Here is a 20916-nt window from a genome sequence, read left to right as displayed (position 1 = left end):
TTTATATAAAATGGAGCTTTGCATCGGTATTTTTAGTCAAAAAATTTTCTAAGGTTTGCTGTCCTTGCTCTGTTTTTATGAGCGCAATGATTGTATTTTTATGTTTTTCTACATAGTTATTATACATGTTTAGATATTCTAAAATTTTAGAGTTAAAACAATCGGTATAAATTATAATTTTATCATCTGTATTTAATCGCTTAAAAAAATACCATAAATCTGTTATTTGAGCGTTTTTTGGCAAACCACAAACAATAAGATTTTTTGTATCTCTAGGGACTCTTAAAGCACATAAAGGAATGGGGGTTAAAATTAAAGGCTTAGTGGGCAAAGTTTTTTGCAAAACGAAAATATTATGCTCTGCGATATTTTGATAAGTTTCAGTGTTTATCCCTACACTTTCTACTACTTTTAAGATTTTGAACCCATTAGAAATGAATAATTTTTCATAGTAGCTAAAAGGTCTGTGGTAGTCCGTTCGGTAGTTATTATAAACAGTGTATTTTTCATACAAAAAAGTATCAGTATAAGGTTTTTTAGGATTTCTGCCTTGATGTCTGGAACTAGTGTGTGCGATTTCATCATAAAAAGGGGAGCAAACACTGATGATGGCTATACCATCATCTATCAACTTTTGATTGATTTGAGACATAATATATTCATTTATTGCATTATCTACAAAACACAAAACCAAGTTGCATAAAATTAAATCATATGATTGATGGTGCGAAAAAATATCATCAACTAAGCAAATCTCTTTTTTGGCATGTTTTTTAAGAGTTTCTTTATCGATATCATAAGCGCTAGCGTTAGTGTTTTGAGATAAAGTATTGATGATGTTACATTTTCCAGCTCCATAATCCAAAATGGTTTTAGGGCTATATTTTTCAGCTAAGTTAATAATTGTAAGGTCATGAATGTTTTCCTTAGAATAACTTTGATTAAGCTTATGCCTTAAATCCTTACGCACTTTTTTAGCAAAATCTAGGGTGTAGGGATTTAAGGTTTTGAAATTTTCTTTTTGATTTTGCACATGCATTTTAAAATTGAGTAACATCTCTATATTGTCTGAGATGAGATTTTTATCAATCTCTTTAAAAGGATTCAATACATCAAGGATTAAATCTATCAAGTGCAACACTCTTAATAAATTTGCATACACTCTACTCATCAAATCTTTTATAAAAGCGTTTGTTTTGTCTAACAAGGCGTTTAAAATTTCATCGTTAGCGTTTAAATTTTTGGTTAAATCATTAAAAAAGCGATAAAACACTAAAGATTGCAAGTCGCTGTAAAATTTTTCTCCATCTTGCTTGAAAGGGGTAGTGTCTAGTGTCCTGTCATGTTTTAAGGGTAAAATCATTTCACCCAATTGATAACGGAACAAATTAGCATTGATGATTGCCCAGTTAAAATCACTCCTGCGATTATATCGTGTGCTATCCAAAACATAATTAGGCGTATTGAGTAATTGAGCGTTAAAAACAAGCGTGTTGCCCCCTCTGTAAACAGAATACTTTTGTGTGATTTGCCCCAAATCTTTAGGCTCAAATGTGATGTGTCTAAACACACTAACACCCTCTTTTAACAAAAGGGTTTGTTCCAACAAGGTTTTTAAATCCACATCAATAAAATAAGGGTATTCTAAGTGTTCAAAATGGCTGTTTGAATAATCGTAGTAAAAATCTTGCATAGGGCTGTTTGATTTAGGGGTGAATTTATGAGCTTTTAAATGGAGCAAATGATAATAAAAGTCCAGTAATTGCACCCTAAGAGCGCTAGAAAAAGGCAAAGGGGGGATATGAGAATTGAGGCAAAATAAAGCGTCATAGCCTAGAGACTTACTTTTAGCGATATGGTAAAAATAGTTTGGGGTAAAATCGCCTTTTTTAGATTGGACGCAAAAAAGGTGGTCATCATCTATGAGCCAAAAAATTTTATTAGGGCTATCTTTAAATTTTTGATATAAATGCTGTTGCAAAAAAGTGCGATTTTGTGCAATATAACCATGCTCTACATATCTTAAACGCACTAAGTTTAAATGTTTAAAGTTTGCAAACACCTCATCTAAAAAGCCTTTTTTAGCATTGTCTAAAATATAAAAATGATACTCTTTTAAATCATCTTTATAAAGCTTGAGTAAATTTTCAAACGATTGCAAAAGGGCTGTTAAATTCTTTTTACTCCTACTGATAGTGCCTATCACAAGCTCTAATTTTTTAGGGGTGGGTTTAAATTCCTTCAGTTCTAAAAAAGGAGTGTGTAATAATTGGGGTTTATCATGGGTGTAATCAAAAAGTTTTTTAGCCCTTTGCAAGGATTTTTCTTGTGCATCAGGAGAAAACAAATCAAAATACTTTCTATAAAACACCTCTAAGCCTTCTTGTTTGGCTTGTTTGTTGTTACTCACTCGCTCGTGTTTTAAGGCGTAATGATTGACTAGGCATGTATCAATGCATTTGACTTCTTTATGATATAAACTTGCATAGTTAATCAAACGCATGCACAAATCTCTGTCTGCCCCACTTTTTAGACTCTCATCAAAGCACCCGATGTTGAGTAACACTTCTAGATTCACGCAAAGATTGCTTGTTTGCATGTTAATGTTTTTGATAAATGCTCGCTCCAAACTCAAATCTTTTGCTTTGGGCGTCATTATCATTAGTTGCTTTTCTTCAATGCGTTTGAAAGCGCACGCCGTAGCGATGATTTGCATAGGGTTTGTGAGAATGTTTTCTTTAATGGTCTTTAAATAGCTCTTTTCCCAAGTATCATCATCATCTAAAAAGGCGATAAAAGTGTTTTTTAAAATCTCTAAATTTTGTTTAAAAAGCATTTGAGCAAGAATTTTAAAAATGGCAGTGTTATTGCTTCCGGTGTTAGAGTGGTGTTTGGTCCTAGCATTTGGGTGGATAAAGGTTTTAAAACTTTCTTTTAGACCCAAACTTTCTCTCAAGCTTTGCACTTTTTCAACTAAAAGTGCATGCTCTTTTTCAATACTATAATCGCTAATAATATAAATTCTTGTAGGTTCTAAATCTTGGCTATAGACAGATTTTAGAGCCTTGAGCAAAGATTCTAAACGCGAAAGACTTGTAGAGATAACAACAATCAATGAAAGTTCTTTCATAAAGACACACTTTCACAAAAAATCTTAAAATCTTGCTTGATTTTTGTGCTATCTAAATTAAAATCTTTAATTATCAAAGAAAAGTCATCACTATTGTTTGCTAGGCTCAGATAAGGCTTGATGTCTTGTTGTAAAGTTTTATCTTGCAAAACAAAGCACACAAAAGCACGCCTAAGCATACCCATAAACAAAACTTTGGAATAAGGAAAAATGCTATGACCTATATCGCACACCATTAAAACTTTTTGATGACTAAGGCGTAAATTGCTCGGTTTTAAATCGCTCAATACCCATTGTAGTTTTTTGAAAAAGAGCATTAAATCAATAAAAGCTTGTAATTTTAATGGGGTCTTAGAAGTAAATTTTTCAAAACTCTCGCTTTCTACAAAAGGATAACTCAATAAAATCCCATCTTTGAATTTTTGGATATTAAAGTTAGGCAAATGCTCTTGTTTTAAGTTTGCTAAACTTTCTTGTAAGGCACAGAGTTGGTAGCACAAGGCATTCTTTGTTATAAACTCATCTTGCCATTTAGAGTGCTTATAAAAATCTAACCATTTATAAACATTTTGGTTATCTCTAAAAACAAAGCCTTCAGGTCTCTCAGCTAAAAAAGTTAAATCTTTAAGTTTGCAATGTTGTGATAAAAAATGTTGCACTTTTTGTGTGTCCATTCTAGCTTTCTCAATCCCCTTAAAAACATAGGGGTCATACTCTTTGATTTTAGCATTCAACAACTCTAAAGCATGCTTAACGCTATGGGCCTTATAGATTTTGTCTTTACGGCGTGAATCTAAGGGTTTGTCTAAAAAATTTTGAGCGATGCCTTCTACATCTAAAGCAATCATAAGTTTTTGCATTTGCCATGCAAAAGCGATTTCTGCTAAAGTGCCAGCTTTCCCACCCACAATAATGACCGCTTGGGCTAAAGAAATGAGGACATTAGCTTGACTTAGCCCTAACCCTGTAGGGATACTCACATCTATATAAGGATTTTGCATACCTGTATCGTAGTTAGGCAACACCCCTATAACGCAACCTTTGGTATAATGTTTGGAATTTCTAGCCCCCTTACTGACTGATTCCATCACGCCCCCCAAACCCCCATTAGCCACCCTATAGCCATTATCTATTAATAATTCGCCTAATTCTAAAGCTATGGTATTTTTAATGTCATTAGGACTTAAAGAAGCATCGCCTATTACCGCAATAGTTTTCATCATTAAGCCTTTAATTCTTGTTTGTAGATTTCATTTATCTGCATTATTTTTTGTAAAACTAAAGCTTTATAGTTGTGATTCTTTTCTAAATGTGTGATTAGGGCTGGAATGTCCTTGTTTAAACAATGGCTGTCATAAAAAGGGCTTTCTTCAAACACAAAACTAAAAAAGCGACTCATTCTCTCATCTAACAAAAACAATTCTCTTATTTCAAAAAAATCAGCTTCCAAAGTTTTGGCGATGCGATAAAACTCATTCATAAAGGTTACTTTAGTGGCTATAAAGCTGTTTTCCATGTATTTTGTAATTTCAGCGTTTAGAGCAGTGGTGGTGCGGATGATGAAATTTGATGGCACAAAAAATTGATAGAGATTAGCAACTTTGTGTGTTAAATGTGTCTTGCCCCCTAAAATTACAAAATGATTATTAAAGTTTTGATTATTGAGAGTGCTACCAAAATATTCAGGGCTAAAAATAATCTTTTTATTAGTCTCTTTAATGAATGCATCTGTGGTATTAGGGGGAATAGTGGATTTAATGATATAAATGTCAGCTTTTAAAGTGCTTAATACTTCTTTGACATTTTTTAAATTACATTCTTGCTTAGAGTCATTGTCGGTAGGGACACAAATAAAAGCATATTTTAGAGAGTTATTAGGGCTATTTTCTAGTTTAAAGCCTAGTTTAGGGTCATAAATCTTAAGTTTAACCTTAGGGCTTAAAGTGTCTAAAACTAATGAAGTCTTTGCTTTTTGTGTTAATGTTTTAAGCTTTTCTAGCTCTTCTAAAGATTTGTGGGTAAAAAACTTGGTCATGTTTTTTCCTACCACACCAAAACCTACAATGATAATTTCTAGCATTCAATTCCTTTTAATCTAATTACAAAGGAACTATATTATCAAAAAAAAAAAAAAACGCAAAGTCAAGAAACTACATCCATTCAATAATCTTGCCTACCACATTTGCCTCATAGCATTTGATAGAAGTTTTTTGACTGGGTTTTTTAGGCAAAATGGCTTTTAAAAAACCATAATTCTCCATTTCTTTTAACCTTGCATTCAAATTAGGGGCTTCTAAAATCCTACCATTTAAACTAACCTCACCTAAAAAGGCGGTTTTATTGTCAATTTTTCTGTTTCTAAAGCTTGAGAGAATGCTTGCAATTACGGCTAAATCACAAGCTGGTTCACTAATCTTAATGCCCCCACTCACATTAATAAACACATCATGGCGATTGAGTGGGATTTCTAGCTTTTTTTCTAACAGAGCTATGAGCATGTTAAGCCTATTAGTATCAAATCCATTAGCTAGTCTTTTTGGCATTCCAAACGCACATTCACTCACTAACGCTTGGATTTCTAAGATTAATGCTCTTGAGCCTTCCAAGGTAATGGTAATTGCACTCCCTTCCATGGGTTCTTCTTTAGAAAAAAACAAGCTTGAAGTTTCTTTGGCACTCACTAAGCCTTGCTCTTTCATCTCAAAGAGTCCGATTTCACTTGTAGGACCAAAGCGGTTTTTAAAGCTCCTTAAAATCCGTAATTCTCTACTAGGATCACCTTCAAAGTATAACACGCTATCTACCATATGCTCTAGCACCCTAGGGCCAGCAATTGAGCCTTCTTTAGTAATATGACCGATAATAAAAATAGCAATGTCTCTAGTCTTGGCTAAACGCATAAGTTCAAAAGTGATTTCTCTCACTTGCGAAATAGAACCGGGTGCTGAAGAAATCTCTGGCGAATAGAGCGTTTGGATAGAATCAATCACGCAAGCAAAGTAATTTTCGCTTTCAATATTAGCCTTAATTACAGGCCAATTGATTTCATTGAGCAAAAACAACTCTTTTTCTATGCAATCTAGCCTAGTGGCTCGCATTTTAATTTGACTCAAGCTCTCTTCGCCACTCACATACAAAACCTTTTGCTTATTTCTAGCCAACCCAGAAGCAACTTTTAAAAGCAAAGTGGATTTCCCCACCCCTGGGCTTCCCCCAACTAAATACAATCCCCCCTTAGCAATCCCCCCACCTAGAACAATATCTAGTTCGCTTTGAGTGGATGGAAATTTAATGACTTCTTCATGCTCAATTTCAACAATAGAAATGCTTTTTTGTGTTTTTGAAAGCGGAGATTGAATAGTCTTTAAAACTTCCTTTTGAGTTTGGTTTAATTCTACAAAGCTCTCCCATGAGTTGCACTGAATGCATTTGCCTAGCCATTTAGGGCTAGTAAAACCACAATGCTGGCACTCAAATAAAGAAGTTTTTTTAGCCATAATAATTCCTTAAGTGCTTTTAATCTTTATAAGAATTATACAATTAAAGTTTTTGCTTGGATTTTAGAATAAATTAAGATTTTAAAATAAGGGCATAAGCCAAGCAAGAACTTGGCTTATTAAAAGACTAAGAGCGAGCGTCTTGTTCTATTTTTCGCAAGGCTTTTAAAATGTAGCGCTTGATATAAGAGCCTACGCTTTCCTCCTCATCATTAGCAATTTTCTCTAATTTGACATATTGCTCATCAGAGAAATACAAGCTCACAGCACGAGTTTTTTTGCTCGCATCGCTTTTAGGTTTGCGCCCTAGCTTACTCTTGGTTTTTGTTTCTTGTTCTTGAGACAAATTGTCTTCATAGTAAGGCATTTTCATATCATAATCCTTTCAAAATCAAATTTCTTATTAAAGGCCAAAAAACTAATAATGGTTTGTTTGGTGTTAGATTATCAAAAAATATTAAACAATATTAGAAATAGTAGTTAAAATGTTGTAAAATCCTTAAGATAGGGGCTTTTAATTAGTATATTTTAGTTCTTTGGAGTGGTTTTATGGATATAAATTTGAGAAAAAAGTTGTTTGCTTACTATAGGTTTTATTTAGGGGTAGATTTTGTTTTAAATCTTAAATACTCTAAAGAAGATGAAGAAACTTTTTTAGCTTTACCAATCTTAGATGCTTTAGAAAAAGAAAAGCAAAAATATTGTCAAGAAATTTGCAATAGTTCTTCTAAGAAAGAGTCCATTGAGACCAAATGGACTACACCTAATGATATTGAAAAAATTATTTGTCAGTATCAATCACAAGAGAAAAATATTTCTTTAAAACCTTTTGTTTCTTTGGATAATTTGGATAATTTTTTACCATTTAAAAAGATTATGCTAGACATAGAACAAAAAATGCAGATTAAAAAATGGGATTTAAATTCTAAAGAAGATGAATTGGGTAGCTTTAAACCTTACTTTAGATATGCGATTGCATTTAATCTCATTTCTTCTATCCCTTGTAAAAAAAAGGATTTTATCCCAACATTTGTAGTTGTATTTGAAGGGAGTTGTATAAAAGAAATTTTTGATTGTATAGAAAATGTTATCAATAATAAAAATCCTATTAAACAAGGCGTTATTTTGTGTAACCCTAAAATTTTAGAGACTTATACTTTTAAGAGTTGTATGCTAGATGAGGTAGATGAAATAGCTAAGCATTTATTGGAATTTGATTTTAATACTCTTAAAGAAAAGCTTGAAATACTTTTAAGAACAAATATAAAAGATGTCTCACATTACTTACTTGACAATGAATTTCAAGCCTATCTTATTGCTATCCCTCCACTTTATACTAGCGGACTTATGAAAATTTATGATAGACATTTATTAGAAGAAGAACATAATCATAATGAGCTTTTAAGCTCCTTTTTCTCTTTAGAGCAAATACTGCCTACGAAAAAAATGACCACTAAAGTTATTTTAGAATCTTATCAAAGTCATTTAGGAAGTTTTAGTAAGCATTTTAGTTTGAAAAAGTCCCAGCGCAATGCTTTGAGTGCTTATTTGAAAGGTAATAATATTGTTTCTGTTAATGGGGCACCAGGGACAGGTAAAAGCGCGCTTTTACAAACAATATTTGCTGATTATGTAGTGCATGAGAGTTTGCAAACTTACGAAAAATATCAAAAAGAAAATTCTGTTGTTTTTGCACCACCAATTGTGTGTGCCTCTACAAATAACCAAGCTTTAAAAAATATTTCAGAGAGCATGTTAAAAGTTTTTTCAGAAAATGGCGAAAATAATTCTTTGTTATATAGGAGGTTTTTAGGTCAAAAAATAGCCATTAGAGATAAAATAGATTTTTCTAAAAATATTTTTATCCCCTCAATTAAAAGTCAAAATAATTATGATAATGAAAAATATTCAATCTTTAATCTGTCCAAACAAGAAATTAATGGTATTCATAGAAATATTATTGAGCAAGGTTTGGCTTATTATTTAGAATGCATGCGTTTATTGATTAAAGAGCCTAGCATGCAAGAGGCTTTAACTAATAATGATTTTTTCTATGATGAAAATAAAGATGAATTAGAGCTTTTAAAAGAGAGTGCTAAACTTTTTTATGGTCTTATTAAGGATAATCAAAAAAAGATTGAAAGCTCTTTTGAGCTAGGGGATTTATTAGAAAGATTACATTTTTTAGAAGAAAAAATTATCAATAAAGCTCAAGAAAGACAATCTTTAGGGGAAATAAAACAAGCTTTAAAAATATTGACTTCTAAAAAAGACAGAGAAAATATCTGTGAGATAATAAAAACCAATCAAAAAATAAGTAAGGATATACAAGAGATTAAGAAATTAGAAAAGTTTTTTGATATAAAAATAAGTGGCGAAGAAATTCAAAAGGTTATTATACAAGCCTCCTTTTTTGAAAAAATAATTTATAAGATTTTTAAAAGAGGTGCGATTGCTCTAAGGATTAAAAACATTCAACAAGAAAAGATAGAGCAATATAACTTAAAAGTTAGCAAACTTCAAGGGACAATTGATATTAAAAAAGAGAAATGTAAGCAACTAGAGGCTAACTTTAAAAATTATTCAAAATTGAAAATTTTAGAGGACATATTAGGCAAAGAAGAATGGTTTAATTTTATTGAAATTTCAAATGAAGTTTTTAATCAGTCTTTGGATTTTTTTGAAGAGCGTAATAAAAACTTAGATATTAAAGAGCGAAACGATAACTTTTATTATGCCTTGCATTTATTGGAGGCTTTGTTTTTGATTTATCACTTGGATACTTCCATAATGCCTTTATGTCCAAAATGTCAAGTCCAATTGAAGCTTTCAGATAATCAAAAAGCTTTAGAATGTCCTCAATGTCATGGTTGTTGCGTTATTGAAACGCAGTGTAAAAATTTTAATAAATTTCATAATTTTCATTTAAAAGAAAATGAGTATAAGGGTTTTATTCTTTCTTGCTTGAAAAATCCAGATTATATCGTTAGTGAAAATGTTCAAAATGATAAGAGATACTTTAATGTGAATGTAAGTAAAAAACAAAACATAGACTTTAGACAAATAATTGCTATTTTCCCTATGGTGTGTTGCACTAATGCGAGTTTTTATAACGCTGTTTATCCTTTTGAAGAAGACAAATTTAAGCTCTTGTTGATTGATGAGGCTGGAACTATTGATGCCTCTAAAATGGCTATTTTACAAAGCGCAAAAAAGGCTGTATTATTTGGGGATTCTTTGCAGCTCAAACCGGTTTTGCTCTATAGAGAAAAGAGCGAAGATGCTTTGGTTAATTCTATTGTTGGAGACTCTAGGATAATAGAGCATTTTTCATGCGCTAATGACAGAGCGTTTAATAATGCAACTGCGATTGCCAATCGCTGTAGCAAGCACATTTTTCCTTATGAACACCACGAAATGCAAGGGGATATTTGGCTTAAAGAGCATTTTAGATGTAATAAATGGATTATGGATGTTGCCAATGAGCTTGTTTATCACAATGAAATGATTAATTGCAAACAAGAATCTATTTCTAATGTCTGCCCTTTAGAATTTATTGAACACAACCACCAAAAAGATAGTCATAATGTCAATGAGGGCGAAATTGAAGAAATGATTAATTTTTATAGAAAATAAGAGAGGGGAGTATATAAAAAAGCTTGGTTTGAATGAAGATGAATACTATCAAAATATAGGGATTATCACGCCTTTTGTTAACCAAGAAATAGCCATAAAAGAGAGATTTAAAGAATACTCGGATTTAGAAATAGGCACTGTGCATAAATTTCAAGGGTCTGAAAAAAAGATTATTTTATTTTCATCTGTTTATAACACTAATGATATTGATGCTAAAAATTTCTTTTTTAATTCTACTGATGCAAGCATGATAAATGTCGCTATCACAAGAGCTAAAGAAGTGTTTGTTTTATTTGGGAATAAGGAAACTTTGCATGTAGATGAGACACATATGTTTACGCTAACTAAGCATATAGAGCATATAGATGAGACATATATGGGTGTGCCAACTGAGCATATTCTAGATGAAGCAAATCATGCCAAAAAAAGGATAAAAACTTCAAATTATCATAAGGAATGGAAATATCAGGGATGGAAATATGAATGCCAAGTGGCTAAATACTATCAAGAAAGGGGTTATGAAATTTTTATCAATGAAGATAGTTATAAAGGCAAAGAGAACGAAAAATATGATTTTGTAAAAGAAAATTTTTCAGATTTATTTGAGATGGTTTGCAATTTTTCTGACCATTTTAAAGATATTCCAAAAAACTCTCAAAGTGCCATAGACTTAATATGCCAAAAAGATGAAGAGGTGTTATTGATTCAATGTAAGGATTGGAACGCTACTACAAATTTATCGTATAAGAAAGAAGAATTGGAGCGTTTTGCCTCTGTTAAAAAATCCGCTAATTGTCAAAAAATTTTAGTTTTTTCAGAAGAGAAATTAAAAGATGAAAGTGTAAAATTAAATTTAGATGTGGATAAAATTATATATTTCTAAAAGATATTGAAAGGGGATAATTGTGAATTTATGGGTAGTTTAGGGTTTAGTGATTAGAATAATTACTTACAAAAGGTTTGGTGTTAATAGTGCTTTACCTATGGCTTATGCTACAATAATTTATTGGCAAATCAAAACAAGCCATAGTTTTCATAAAAATGAAATTGTTGGTTTTTGATAATTTCTAAATTTTAAAAAGGAGAAATTTAAATGAGACGGAGTTTTTTAAAGACGATTAGCTTGGGTGCAATAGCACTCTCTCTTGGTTTGTTAAATCCTCTAAGTTCAGCAAGCTATCCTCCCATTAAAAATACTAAAGTAGGTTTAGCGCTTTCTAGTCATCCCTTGGCAAGTCAAGTAGGACAGAAAGTATTAGAAGAGGGGGGTAATGCTATTGATGCAGCCGTGGCTGTAGGTTTTGCTCTAGCGGTAGTGCATCCTGCAGCAGGCAATATTGGTGGTGGAGGCTTTGCGGTCATTCATTTGGCAAATGGAGAGAATATTACTTTAGATTTTAGAGAAAAAGCACCTCTAAAAGCTACAAGAGATATGTTTTTAGATAAGCAAGGCAATGTAATTCCTAAACTTAGCGAAGATGGTTATTTAGCTGCTGGAGTTCCCGGAACTGTGGCAGGAATGGAGGCTATGTTAAAAAAATATGGCACCAAAAAATTATCTAGGCTCATTGACCCAGCTATTAAACTTGCTGAGCATGGTTATACCATCTCTCAAAGACAAGCAGAGACTTTAAAAGAAGCTCATGAACGCTTTAATAAATATGCTTCAAGCAAGAAATATTTTTTCAAAAAAGGTCATCATGATTATCAAGAGGGTGATTTATTTATTCAAAGAGATTTAGCAAAAACTCTAACTCAAATCAAGTTGCAAGGTGCTAAGGGCTTTTATCGTGGGCATACAGCAGAGCTCATTGAAAAGGATATGAAAAAAAATGGTGGCATTATCACCAAAGAAGATTTAGCTAATTATAAAGTTAAATGGCGCAAACCTGTAGTAGGGACTTATAGGGGGTATAAGATTATTTCTATGTCGCCCCCAAGCTCTGGAGGAACGCATTTAATTGAAATTTTAAATGTTATGGAAAATGCGGATTTATCTACTCAAGGCTTTGGCTCTTCTAAAAATATCCATATTGCAGCAGAGGCTATGCGCCAAGCTTACGCAGATAGGTCAGTTTATATGGGCGACCCTGATTTTGTGCAAGTGCCTGTAGAAAAACTTACTAGCAAAGCTTATGCAAAGAAGATTTTTGAGAGCATTCAGCCAGATACCGTAACTCCTAGCGCTAAGATTAAGCCCGGTTTTAATCAACTACATGAGGGCAATAACACCACACATTATTCAGTGGTGGATAAATGGGGTAATGCAGTGAGTGTTACTTATACCATTAACGCATCTTATGGGAGTGCAGCAGCTATTGATGGGGCAGGATTTTTGTTGAATAACGAAATGGACGATTTTTCTATCAAGCCCGGCAATCCTAATCTCTATGGCTTAGTAGGGGGCGATGCTAATGCGATTGAGGCTAATAAACGCCCCTTAAGCTCTATGTCGCCTACTATTGTTTTGAAAAACAATAAGGTCTTTATGGTGGTAGGAAGTCCAGGAGGAGCTAGAATTATTACTACGGTATTGCAAGTGATTTCTAATGTGATTGACTATAATATGAATATTTCTGAAGCAGTTTCTGCACCAAGATTTCATATGCAATGGCTCCCTGATGAGTTAAGGATTGAAAAATATGGCATGCCCTCTGATGTAAAAGATAATCTTACAAAAATGGGCTATCAAATTGTTACAAAGCCTGTTATGGGCGATGTGAATGCGATTCTTATCAAGCCAAAAGGTCGTGTATTTTATGGGGCTACTGACCCAAGAAAAGAATTTTAAGAAAATTAATAATTCTTAGTCTTAAACAAGATGCTAACCTCATTATTTGATTGAGGTTAGTAATTATTTAGTATAATTCGGATATTTTTAAAAAATTTCTTGTGTTTTTGGCAAATTAAACTGAATTGTTAATGAAATTATTATAAAATTCTTGTAACAAGACGATATTGAATTACATGGAGAATGTTTAGGTTATATCTTTAAACTTTAAGATTTTTCAAAGATAACCAATGGTCATACGATTAAGGAGAGTAAATGAGAAATGTATGCAAGGTAGTATTAAAAAGTTGCTTGGTTGGGGCGTTGTTGTTTGGCACTCTTAGCGCAAAGCACCTTGCAGAAAAAGGAACTTTTGTTTATAGAGGGGAAGAGGCTTATGATAACCGAGAGTATATCCAAGCAGTCCGCTACTATGAAGAGGCTATTGAACATAATGAACCGCTTGCCTATGTCCTTTTAGGCATTATGTATAAAAATGGTAGAGGTGTAGTAAAGAGCGATGCAAAAGCAGTAGAATACTTCAAAAAGGCAGTAGAGAATGATGTGCCTAGAGGGTATAATAATTTGGGTGTGATGTATAAAGAGGGTAGGGGTGTGCCTAAAGATGAGCAAAAAGCTGTGGAGCTTTTTAGAACGGCCGCAGAAAAAGGCTACACTAACGCATATATCAATTTAGGTATCATGTATATGGATGGCATGGGCGTTAAGAGTGATTATGCTAGAGCGACAGAATACTTTGGAAGAGCTATTTCAAAAGGAAGTGCTGAGGCTTATATTCTCTTGGGCGATATTTATTATTATGGTAATGAACAACTTGGCATAGAAGAAGACCAAGACAAGGCTATCATGTATTATAGAATGGCAGCTGATATGGGTTCATCTCAAGCGTATGAGGGTTTAGCTAAGTCCTATCAATATGGATTGGGTGTTCCAAAAGATGGCAAAAAAGCTGAAGAATACAAAAAGCGTGCATGTGAATTGAGTAACGATAAGGATTGCATGAAAAAAATGAATATCTCAAGTAATTAAGCTTGGGGTATGCGATATTCCTTTCTTTTACCTAAACTTTACCCCCCCAAAAAGTATCCTTTTTGATTTTAAAAATTTCTAGTTAGGCAAAATATAGGCAAGCAATCTTTAAAGCCTTTCGTTGCTAAATACCCCAAAATTGAAGAACTACAAAGAAGACAATAAAGTAGTTAAGGCATTTTTGGATAGATATATTAAAGAGCATGAGTTCTTTAAGAAAAATAACAAAAAGGCTAGTAGCTCCAACAATGATGAGACTAGACCTGCTACACCTAAGCAAATTAGCTTTGCTGAGAGCTTGGCTAAAAAGCACAATATCAAGCTCCCTAAAGACTATCAAAGTAATATTAAAGTGTGTGCGGACTTTATCGCTAAGCATAGTAAGAAGTAAGTAAATTTTGCTAAACTAGAACCTAATTAAATTTGATTAGGGAGTTTAGCATGCTCTATATTCCACCCACTTCTAAAGAAGTCTATGTTAGCTCTATTGTGGCTTTAAATATCCACTCCCCACAAGGCACAGGAGATTGGCATAGTAGCTATGTTTTAAGAGATAATGCGTTTGATGATATGGGGGTTTATATCTATGGTGAAAAGCAAGCTCATAACACCAATAAACTACTAGGCAATCTAGGCATTATAGATGGCACAGAGAGATTAAATAAAATGGGTTATTACCCTAAAAACTCCCCCACTTATATTGCAGACCACCCAAGAGCTTGTGTGGATTATCTCTATATGGCAGTATTAAAGACGGGCTCACTAGGTAGAGTTATGCTAGATGAATGGTTTCCTGGCATAGAAGATAAGAAGAGTGTGTATGAATTATTAGAGATTATGCGCCCCAAATTGAATGATTTAGAAAGAGAGAATTTAGATAAATGGATAGCAAGAAACCCCATTATAGAGTGATTTTAACCCTATTAAAATAAGCAAAAGGTTTATTATAGCTATTGAATAGATTTTAGGATATTTTTTATTACCTTTGATAGTTTATTCTTAATTTTTTGATATGATGTCTTTAATGAAAGCTTTAGAAAAAGTGTTTGATTACTCGCTCAATCTTTGATTTTTGTAAAAGCAGATTGCTTGGCTGTATTATTGGTGTTTATGCTTATTTATATAGATTGTGTAAAAATATTAAATGTTTTATAATTGTTTTTTTAGTTTTATTGTATAGCAATAATAATATTTAATTTTTTAAAAATATACAATAAATGATTTGTTGATATAAATCTTAAATAAAAAATATATTAAAAAATATGAAGGGTTAGACTTTGTTTTGATTAAGCGCTGATGATAAAACCAACAAAAATAACCTAATATTCTAAGGTGTTAAACAATAAACCTTGTAGCATTTGAGGTAGGTATTTTTAAGTTTTTAAAATCTCAAAAGCATATCTAATGCTTTTTGCTATCCTTAAGAACTATAAGAAGATAAGGATAAAAATAAATAGGCTAACACTTAACTTTTAAAAATGCTAAACACACTTTTATTCAGAAAAAAGCAAGGCATAAGCTATTAAAAAATCCCCCTTAAGAAAATGAGTTTTGTAATCAAAAGAAATCTCAACTTTTAATCTTTTTTAAAAATAAAAGGTCAATAAAAGAACCATAAGGAAAATAAATTAAATCTTTTTATTAAGAATATTATTGAATATGGATATTTAATTAGAACTAAGTCTTTAGTTATTGTGGAAGATAGTCTTTTTAGCCTATAAAAATAGATTTTTTATATGATTAAAAAATGTCAATATCTAACAAGAATAGACTTTTTACTATAAGGAGTGATATTTTTCGCATAAAAAATTTGATAGTTTTTAGAGTAGAAATTTTAAGCATATTCTTTTGGTAGCGTTGGTTGGTGTTTGATTGGCGTATGGCATTGATTGTGAAAAATGTCTCTAATATAATTAAGAGATAAGATTGTTAACTTAATCTTGCTTATTTGAAGAAATAACTCTCTCTAAAATAATCAAATAAAGCTTATTGACATTTAATGGTTGACATTTAATGGAATAAAAACAATCTAGTTCTTAAATTTTATAGAAAGTTACTTGGTGCTATTTCGTAAAAGAATGGCAATCTTGATGGGGTAAAATTGAGCTAAAAAAGAAGAAAACCTTCTTAAATCAATCTTGCTGGATTCTTATGCAAGTAGGTTTCTCCAACTCTTCTTCAGTAGGAATGTGGATATATTCTCCATTACCCACTTTTCTTAATTGTTTTAAAATGGTTTGAGAAGCGGTAGCAATCTCCCCTATATCCACTTCATCTTTAGAATTTTCAGAACCTGTAGCAATAATAGTTACACGCACTTGATCCACGGGAATATCATTTCTAGTAAGGTCGCCAAACTTAGTTTCTGCATCAGGATGAACACGCTCAGAAATAATATCAATAGCCTCCCAAAGCATAGATGCAGGATAATTTTCATGGTGCTCAAAACAAGCAATAACACCCATAGCTCCATCAATAGACACATCATCAAGTAGGGGGGACTGGATAGCATTCTCTACTGCAGTAGCAGCAGAATTTTCTCCTGTAGCCTCGCCAATTCCCATAAGGGCAAATCCTTTAAAACCAAAAATGGTTTTTAAGTCAGCAAAATCTACATTGATATTGCCCTCTTGAGTAATGACACCAGAAATCCCGCTAACAGCCCTTACTAGCACTTCATCTACTTCTCTAAGGCACTCATTAAAACCGGCAGTTCTTTTCATTGTAGAGCGTAGATTTTCATTAGGAATGACTACAATAGAATCACTGACTTTCTTTAATTCCTCTAATCCCTCTTCGGCTCTCTTTTTTCTTTTACTTCCCTCATGCTTAAAAGGTTTAGTAACTACAGCAACAGTAAGCGCCTCAGCCTCTTTGGCAATTCTAGCAATTACAGGAGCAGCTCCTGTTCCTGTGCCTCCACCAAGTCCAGTAGAAACAATGACTAAATTAGCCCCCTTAACCAATTCTCTAATCTCCTCAGCACTCTCTTCAGCAGCAGCTTTACCCACTTCAGAATTTGTGCCTGCGCCCAAACCACCTGTTGTTTCTTTACCTAAGCGGATTTTAATAGATGCAGGGTTGTTTTTAAGGTGTTGCTCATCAGTGTTGGTTGCAATGGGGATAACGCTTTGGTGCATGTTAGTTTCAATGAGATGTTTAATCATGTTAGAGCCACCACCCCCTACACCAAACACGACAATTTTAGCCCCTTTATGATGAGAGTCGTTTATTTCTTGAATTTCTGCTTGACCGATATTTTTTTCTTCGACTCCTACCTCATGAATCATAGCCATTCCCTTTAAATAATTTGCCAAAAGTTTTATTTGCTATTGGCAATTGAGTGTTGTGAATATTATAACATCTTTCATGGTATTTTGATATTGAAAATTAGGTCTTTTGACCTTGTTATTTTTGTTTATCATTTAAATCAAATAATGTATATTATAACTATAAAAATTATTTAATTTATTTTCTAATATATCTATGCTAAAATTTTACCGAGATTTCATCTGCTTCTTTAAGATACTCCATTTTGTAATTGGAATGTCATTGTTAATTGTCTTTTTAAAAATAATTACTTAGGTTAGCGATTAATCTCTTGTTATTGCAAAATATTGTTTAAAAATTACAAAAATCGTTTTAATTAAAAGATGATTTATTTTTTAGAAAATCAAGAGACATTTAATCAATTAAAATTTTGTAATACATAAAAACCCCTTAGGATTAAAGGGATTTTATTTTGGTTAAAACATGGTAGAGAATTTATCAAGAAAAGTCTTAAAAAGCCCCTTTTTTTGAGTGGGATTTGCGAGAAATGGTTTGTTGTCTTTGGGTGTTATAGGCGCTTGCAAATCGCTTAAATCTCTTCCTATGAATGATGGCTCTTCTTGAGGGGTTGGGAATGGATTTGTGTTAGGTTTTTTAATGCAATCGCTGTTTTCATGGTAGCGAATAATACCCTTTGAGTCTTGCTCATAGTTGGTATGCCCCCCTGCTTTATATAAAATCAAACCAACAGCCACTGAAAAACGAGGGTCTTTTAAATCTTCAAACATACCCATAATGTTATATTGTTCTGAGGGAGTAGCTAAGCGCACAGGACAAGTTTTAGGAAAGCCGTCAAAATAAGCTTTAGCCAATTCTTTAATGCCTTTCATCATAGTCATTCCACCTGTTAAGACAACGCCTCCGCCCAAATGCTCTTGTAGTCCGCTATCTTGAATCGCCATATGAATGATTCTAAAAGTTTCTAAGGCTCTTTCTTTCATAATGCGTTGCACTTCATTAAGAGGCACTACATGACTTTCTTTGCCATCTGAGCCGGTTGTAGGGATTTGGATTCCTTGGGTAGATTCTTCTTCACTTTCAGATAAATCGCCATACTTGATTTTTAACTCTTCAGCGTGAGGAAAAGGAGTGTTAAGCATATGGGATAAATCAGTGGTTAAGTGGTGTGAGCCAACAGGAATATACTGATTATAACGCATAGAATCGCCACTATATATCATAAGATTACAAGTCTCTCCGCCCATATCAATACAAGCTACACCAAATTCTTTTTCATCATTAGATAGTGTGGCAATAGAGGCAGCATAGGAATTAAGCACCATATTTTCAACTTCCACATCCGGTTGAATCATAATTTTTTCTAAGTTTTCAACATTGTTGTTGTCTGTATAAACAATATGCACAAAGACTTCTAGGCGAGTCCCACTCATGCCTAAGGGGTCATTGACATCTTGTCTATCCAAGGTAAAGCGATAGGGGAGAGCGTGCAAAATACGCTTATTAGTATCCAAACTAGCCTTAGCACAAGCATTCTTAATAGCACGATTAATGTCATCTATGGTAACAACATTATCTTTGGTGCTTGCTGCTCCAGCACTATTAGTGTTTTCTGCATAAGCCCCAGAAAATGAGACAATAGCTTTAGTTTTTCTAATAGAGCTATAAGGGGATTCTTCAAAAGATAAGGAAGAATGATTGGGAGCATCATAAGTGCTTAACCCAGCCATTTTTTTAGCATTATCAATAACCTCTTTGATAACACTAGAGGCATGCGAAAGGCTATTAATGCGCCCTCGTTTAATACCCTTAGAGTCTTGATGAGCAGTGCCAATAATGCGTAAAGTCCCATCTCTAAGCTCTGCAACTATAGCACAAACCTTTCTAGAACCAATATCAACCCCTAAAATGATTTCTTTATGTTCCATTTAGACTTCCTTGTATAGATTTTTCATAATTTATTGAATGTATTTGACAATTTTATAACGCTTTTTAAGCGCTTCTATTAAGGCATTATCAAATGAATTGGTTTTCATGTTGCCAATAAAGCGCTCCAAAAACTGATTTTCTTCAGCACTAAGAGCGTGATTAAAATTTTGCTGAGTGATTTTATACAAAACAACTTTGTTATTAATGTTTATAAAACCACTTTTTTCTTGGCGATTTAGTAGGGATTCAACAAATTTGGAGCTTTCCTCTGTATTAAGCTCAAGAATAGTGCCCTTAAAACCTGAACTAATATAACCAATATCTTTACCTTTAAAGGTTTTTAATTTTTCTTTGGCTAAAGCTTGCAATGCGTTTAGAGTTTTTTCTTGGCTTAAGCGAGCAATCAAAGTCTTTTTAGCTTCGTCAAAATTCTGTAGCTCATCTTTGGTTTTGGAGATAAGTTGCACAACCACAAAGCCATCTTTAAAGGGTTCAGGTTTTAAAATTTCAAGAGGCTTGAGTTTGTCTAGCTTGTGAGTGGTCTCTGTTGTAAAAGGGGAGTTATTTTCCTCAAATTTTTGTGTGGTGTAATTTTCTTGATGCCCTTTTTTTAGGGCAATGTAGCTCTTTAAGGCTTTTTCGTTAGCAATTTGTAGGCTCAAATCATGCTTAACTTGTTCTTGAATCTTTTTAAAACCTTCTAGTTTTCCCTCTTTGTCCAAATAAGATGCCTTATTTTTATTGTAATACTCTTCTAGTTCTTTTAAACTAGGGTTTTCTAGGCTAGAATCTATATATAAAGAGCGCACTTCAAAGCTAGTGGGTTTTTTAAAATCCTTTTTGTGTTTTTCGTAATATTGTTTCATCTCATCTTCACTAAGAGAGATTTTGACATCTTTGGGGTGCAAGATAAGAATTTCTACTTTATCTTGTAGTTTTGCCCAAAGTGATAAGCTAGATTGCTCTAAGGGAGTAGTGGTTTTAGGGAATAGGGCGCCAATTTTTTGCAAGATTAGGGATTTTTTTACACTTTCTTCAAAGAGTTTAGGGCGATAATTATTTGCTTGCAAAACTTCTTTATAAAGCTTTTCATCAAAGACACCATCTTTTTGAAAAACACTTGTTTTTTTGATTTCTTCAGCAATTTCTCTTTTACTAACACTAAGCCCTAAATCTAGGGCAAAATTCCTTAATAACGCTTGATTGATAAGCATATTCAATGCGCTATTTTCTAAGTGCATAGCCTTAATCTGCTCTTCTGTTAGCTCTTTAAAATTAGGGATAGACTCTGCATAAGCATCTTTAAGACGGCGGTATTCTTGGGCTAACTCAATTTGTGAAATTTCAATATCGCCTACTTTAGCCACACTACTGCCATGAAAAGAAAAACTATACTGCCCCCAACCTATCATACCTGCTGAGATGAAAGCAATCGTGCTTATCCATATAGTAATTACTAAATATTTTTTATGCTTTTGCATCCATTCAATCATAAGAACCCTAATTCCTTTAAAATCAAAGATTAATTTTTTAATTTCGGTATTTAATGTTAGGCTTAATAAACCTTGTGTAAAATCAAATAGCCTTATTTTAACCAAAGGTTATTAAAATTATCC

General features: G+C 32.9%; 13 protein-coding genes and 1 pseudogene. 6 read left to right on the top strand and 8 right to left on the bottom strand.

Translation table 11 applies throughout. The features are described 5' to 3' along the window. Position 1: 1 nt before the first annotated feature. From HCW_RS07010 to HCW_RS06990, 5 genes are all read right to left on the bottom strand, one after another. Positions 2-3130, bottom strand: coding sequence for a hypothetical protein (locus HCW_RS07010; protein ID WP_014661530.1), 3129 nt, complete (start codon positions 3128-3130; stop codon positions 2-4). Further along, complete coding sequence (locus HCW_RS09125; RefSeq protein WP_014661529.1) at positions 3127-4350, bottom strand: LOG family protein; 1224 nt, start codon at positions 4348-4350, stop codon at positions 3127-3129. Before HCW_RS09125 ends, HCW_RS07010 begins: the two co-directional genes overlap by 4 nt. A 2-nt stretch (positions 4351-4352) precedes the next feature. Beyond that, on the bottom strand, positions 4353-5210 hold the full coding sequence (locus HCW_RS07000; protein ID WP_014661528.1) for a UDP-glucose dehydrogenase: 858 nt from the start codon (positions 5208-5210) through the stop codon (positions 4353-4355). A gap of 70 nt (positions 5211-5280) precedes the next feature. Next, entirely contained in the window at positions 5281-6627 is a 1347-nt protein-coding gene (radA, locus tag HCW_RS06995; protein WP_014661527.1) for a DNA repair protein RadA, read from the bottom strand. Between the two features lie 127 nt (positions 6628-6754). Continuing rightward, entirely contained in the window at positions 6755-7000 is a 246-nt protein-coding gene (locus HCW_RS06990) for a ribbon-helix-helix domain-containing protein (protein WP_014661526.1), read from the bottom strand. Between the two features lie 176 nt (positions 7001-7176). Here HCW_RS06990 and HCW_RS06985 point away from each other — a divergent pair, with 176 nt between their 5' ends. The 6 genes and pseudogenes from HCW_RS06985 to HCW_RS06960 all read left to right on the top strand — a co-directional run bounded on the left by HCW_RS06985 (position 7177) and on the right by HCW_RS06960 (position 14995). Continuing rightward, on the top strand, positions 7177-10263 hold the full coding sequence (locus tag HCW_RS06985; RefSeq protein WP_014661525.1) for an AAA domain-containing protein: 3087 nt from the start codon (positions 7177-7179) through the stop codon (positions 10261-10263). A gap of 28 nt (positions 10264-10291) precedes the next feature. Beyond that, positions 10292-11146, top strand: coding sequence for an AAA domain-containing protein (locus tag HCW_RS06980; RefSeq protein ID WP_014661524.1), 855 nt, complete (start codon positions 10292-10294; stop codon positions 11144-11146). Between the two features lie 210 nt (positions 11147-11356). Then, the gene (gene ggt, locus HCW_RS06975; RefSeq protein ID WP_014661523.1) at positions 11357-13054 is read left to right on the top strand and encodes a gamma-glutamyltransferase; all 1698 of its coding nucleotides are present in this window, start codon (positions 11357-11359) and stop codon (positions 13052-13054) included. Between the two features lie 255 nt (positions 13055-13309). Then, positions 13310-14083 carry a tetratricopeptide repeat protein gene (locus HCW_RS06970; RefSeq protein WP_014661522.1) on the top strand — a complete coding sequence of 258 codons (774 nt, stop codon included), beginning with the start codon at positions 13310-13312 and terminating at the stop codon, positions 14081-14083. Between the two features lie 139 nt (positions 14084-14222). Beyond that, a pseudogene (locus HCW_RS06965) lies at positions 14223-14474 on the top strand (SMI1/KNR4 family protein); the annotation flags it as partial. Positions 14475-14524: 50 nt separating this feature from the next. Then, entirely contained in the window at positions 14525-14995 is a 471-nt protein-coding gene (locus tag HCW_RS06960) for a hypothetical protein (RefSeq protein ID WP_014661520.1), read from the top strand. Between the two features lie 1220 nt (positions 14996-16215). Here the strand turns inward: HCW_RS06960 and ftsZ are convergent. The 3 genes from ftsZ to HCW_RS06945 all read right to left on the bottom strand — a co-directional run bounded on the left by ftsZ (position 16216) and on the right by HCW_RS06945 (position 20793). Further along, positions 16216-17373, bottom strand: coding sequence for a cell division protein FtsZ (gene ftsZ / locus HCW_RS06955; protein ID WP_014661519.1), 1158 nt, complete (start codon positions 17371-17373; stop codon positions 16216-16218). A gap of 456 nt (positions 17374-17829) precedes the next feature. Then, the gene (gene ftsA, locus HCW_RS06950; RefSeq protein WP_014661518.1) at positions 17830-19299 is read right to left on the bottom strand and encodes a cell division protein FtsA; all 1470 of its coding nucleotides are present in this window, start codon (positions 19297-19299) and stop codon (positions 17830-17832) included. 30 nt (positions 19300-19329) lie between these two features. Continuing rightward, positions 19330-20793, bottom strand: coding sequence for a peptidylprolyl isomerase (locus HCW_RS06945; protein WP_014661517.1), 1464 nt, complete (start codon positions 20791-20793; stop codon positions 19330-19332). Between the last annotated feature and the right edge of the window lie 123 nt (positions 20794-20916).

Source organism: Helicobacter cetorum MIT 00-7128 (assembly GCF_000259255.1).
GTDB classification, from domain to species: domain Bacteria; phylum Campylobacterota; class Campylobacteria; order Campylobacterales; family Helicobacteraceae; genus Helicobacter; species Helicobacter cetorum_B.
This window is presented reverse-complemented; position numbering and strand designations above follow the sequence as displayed.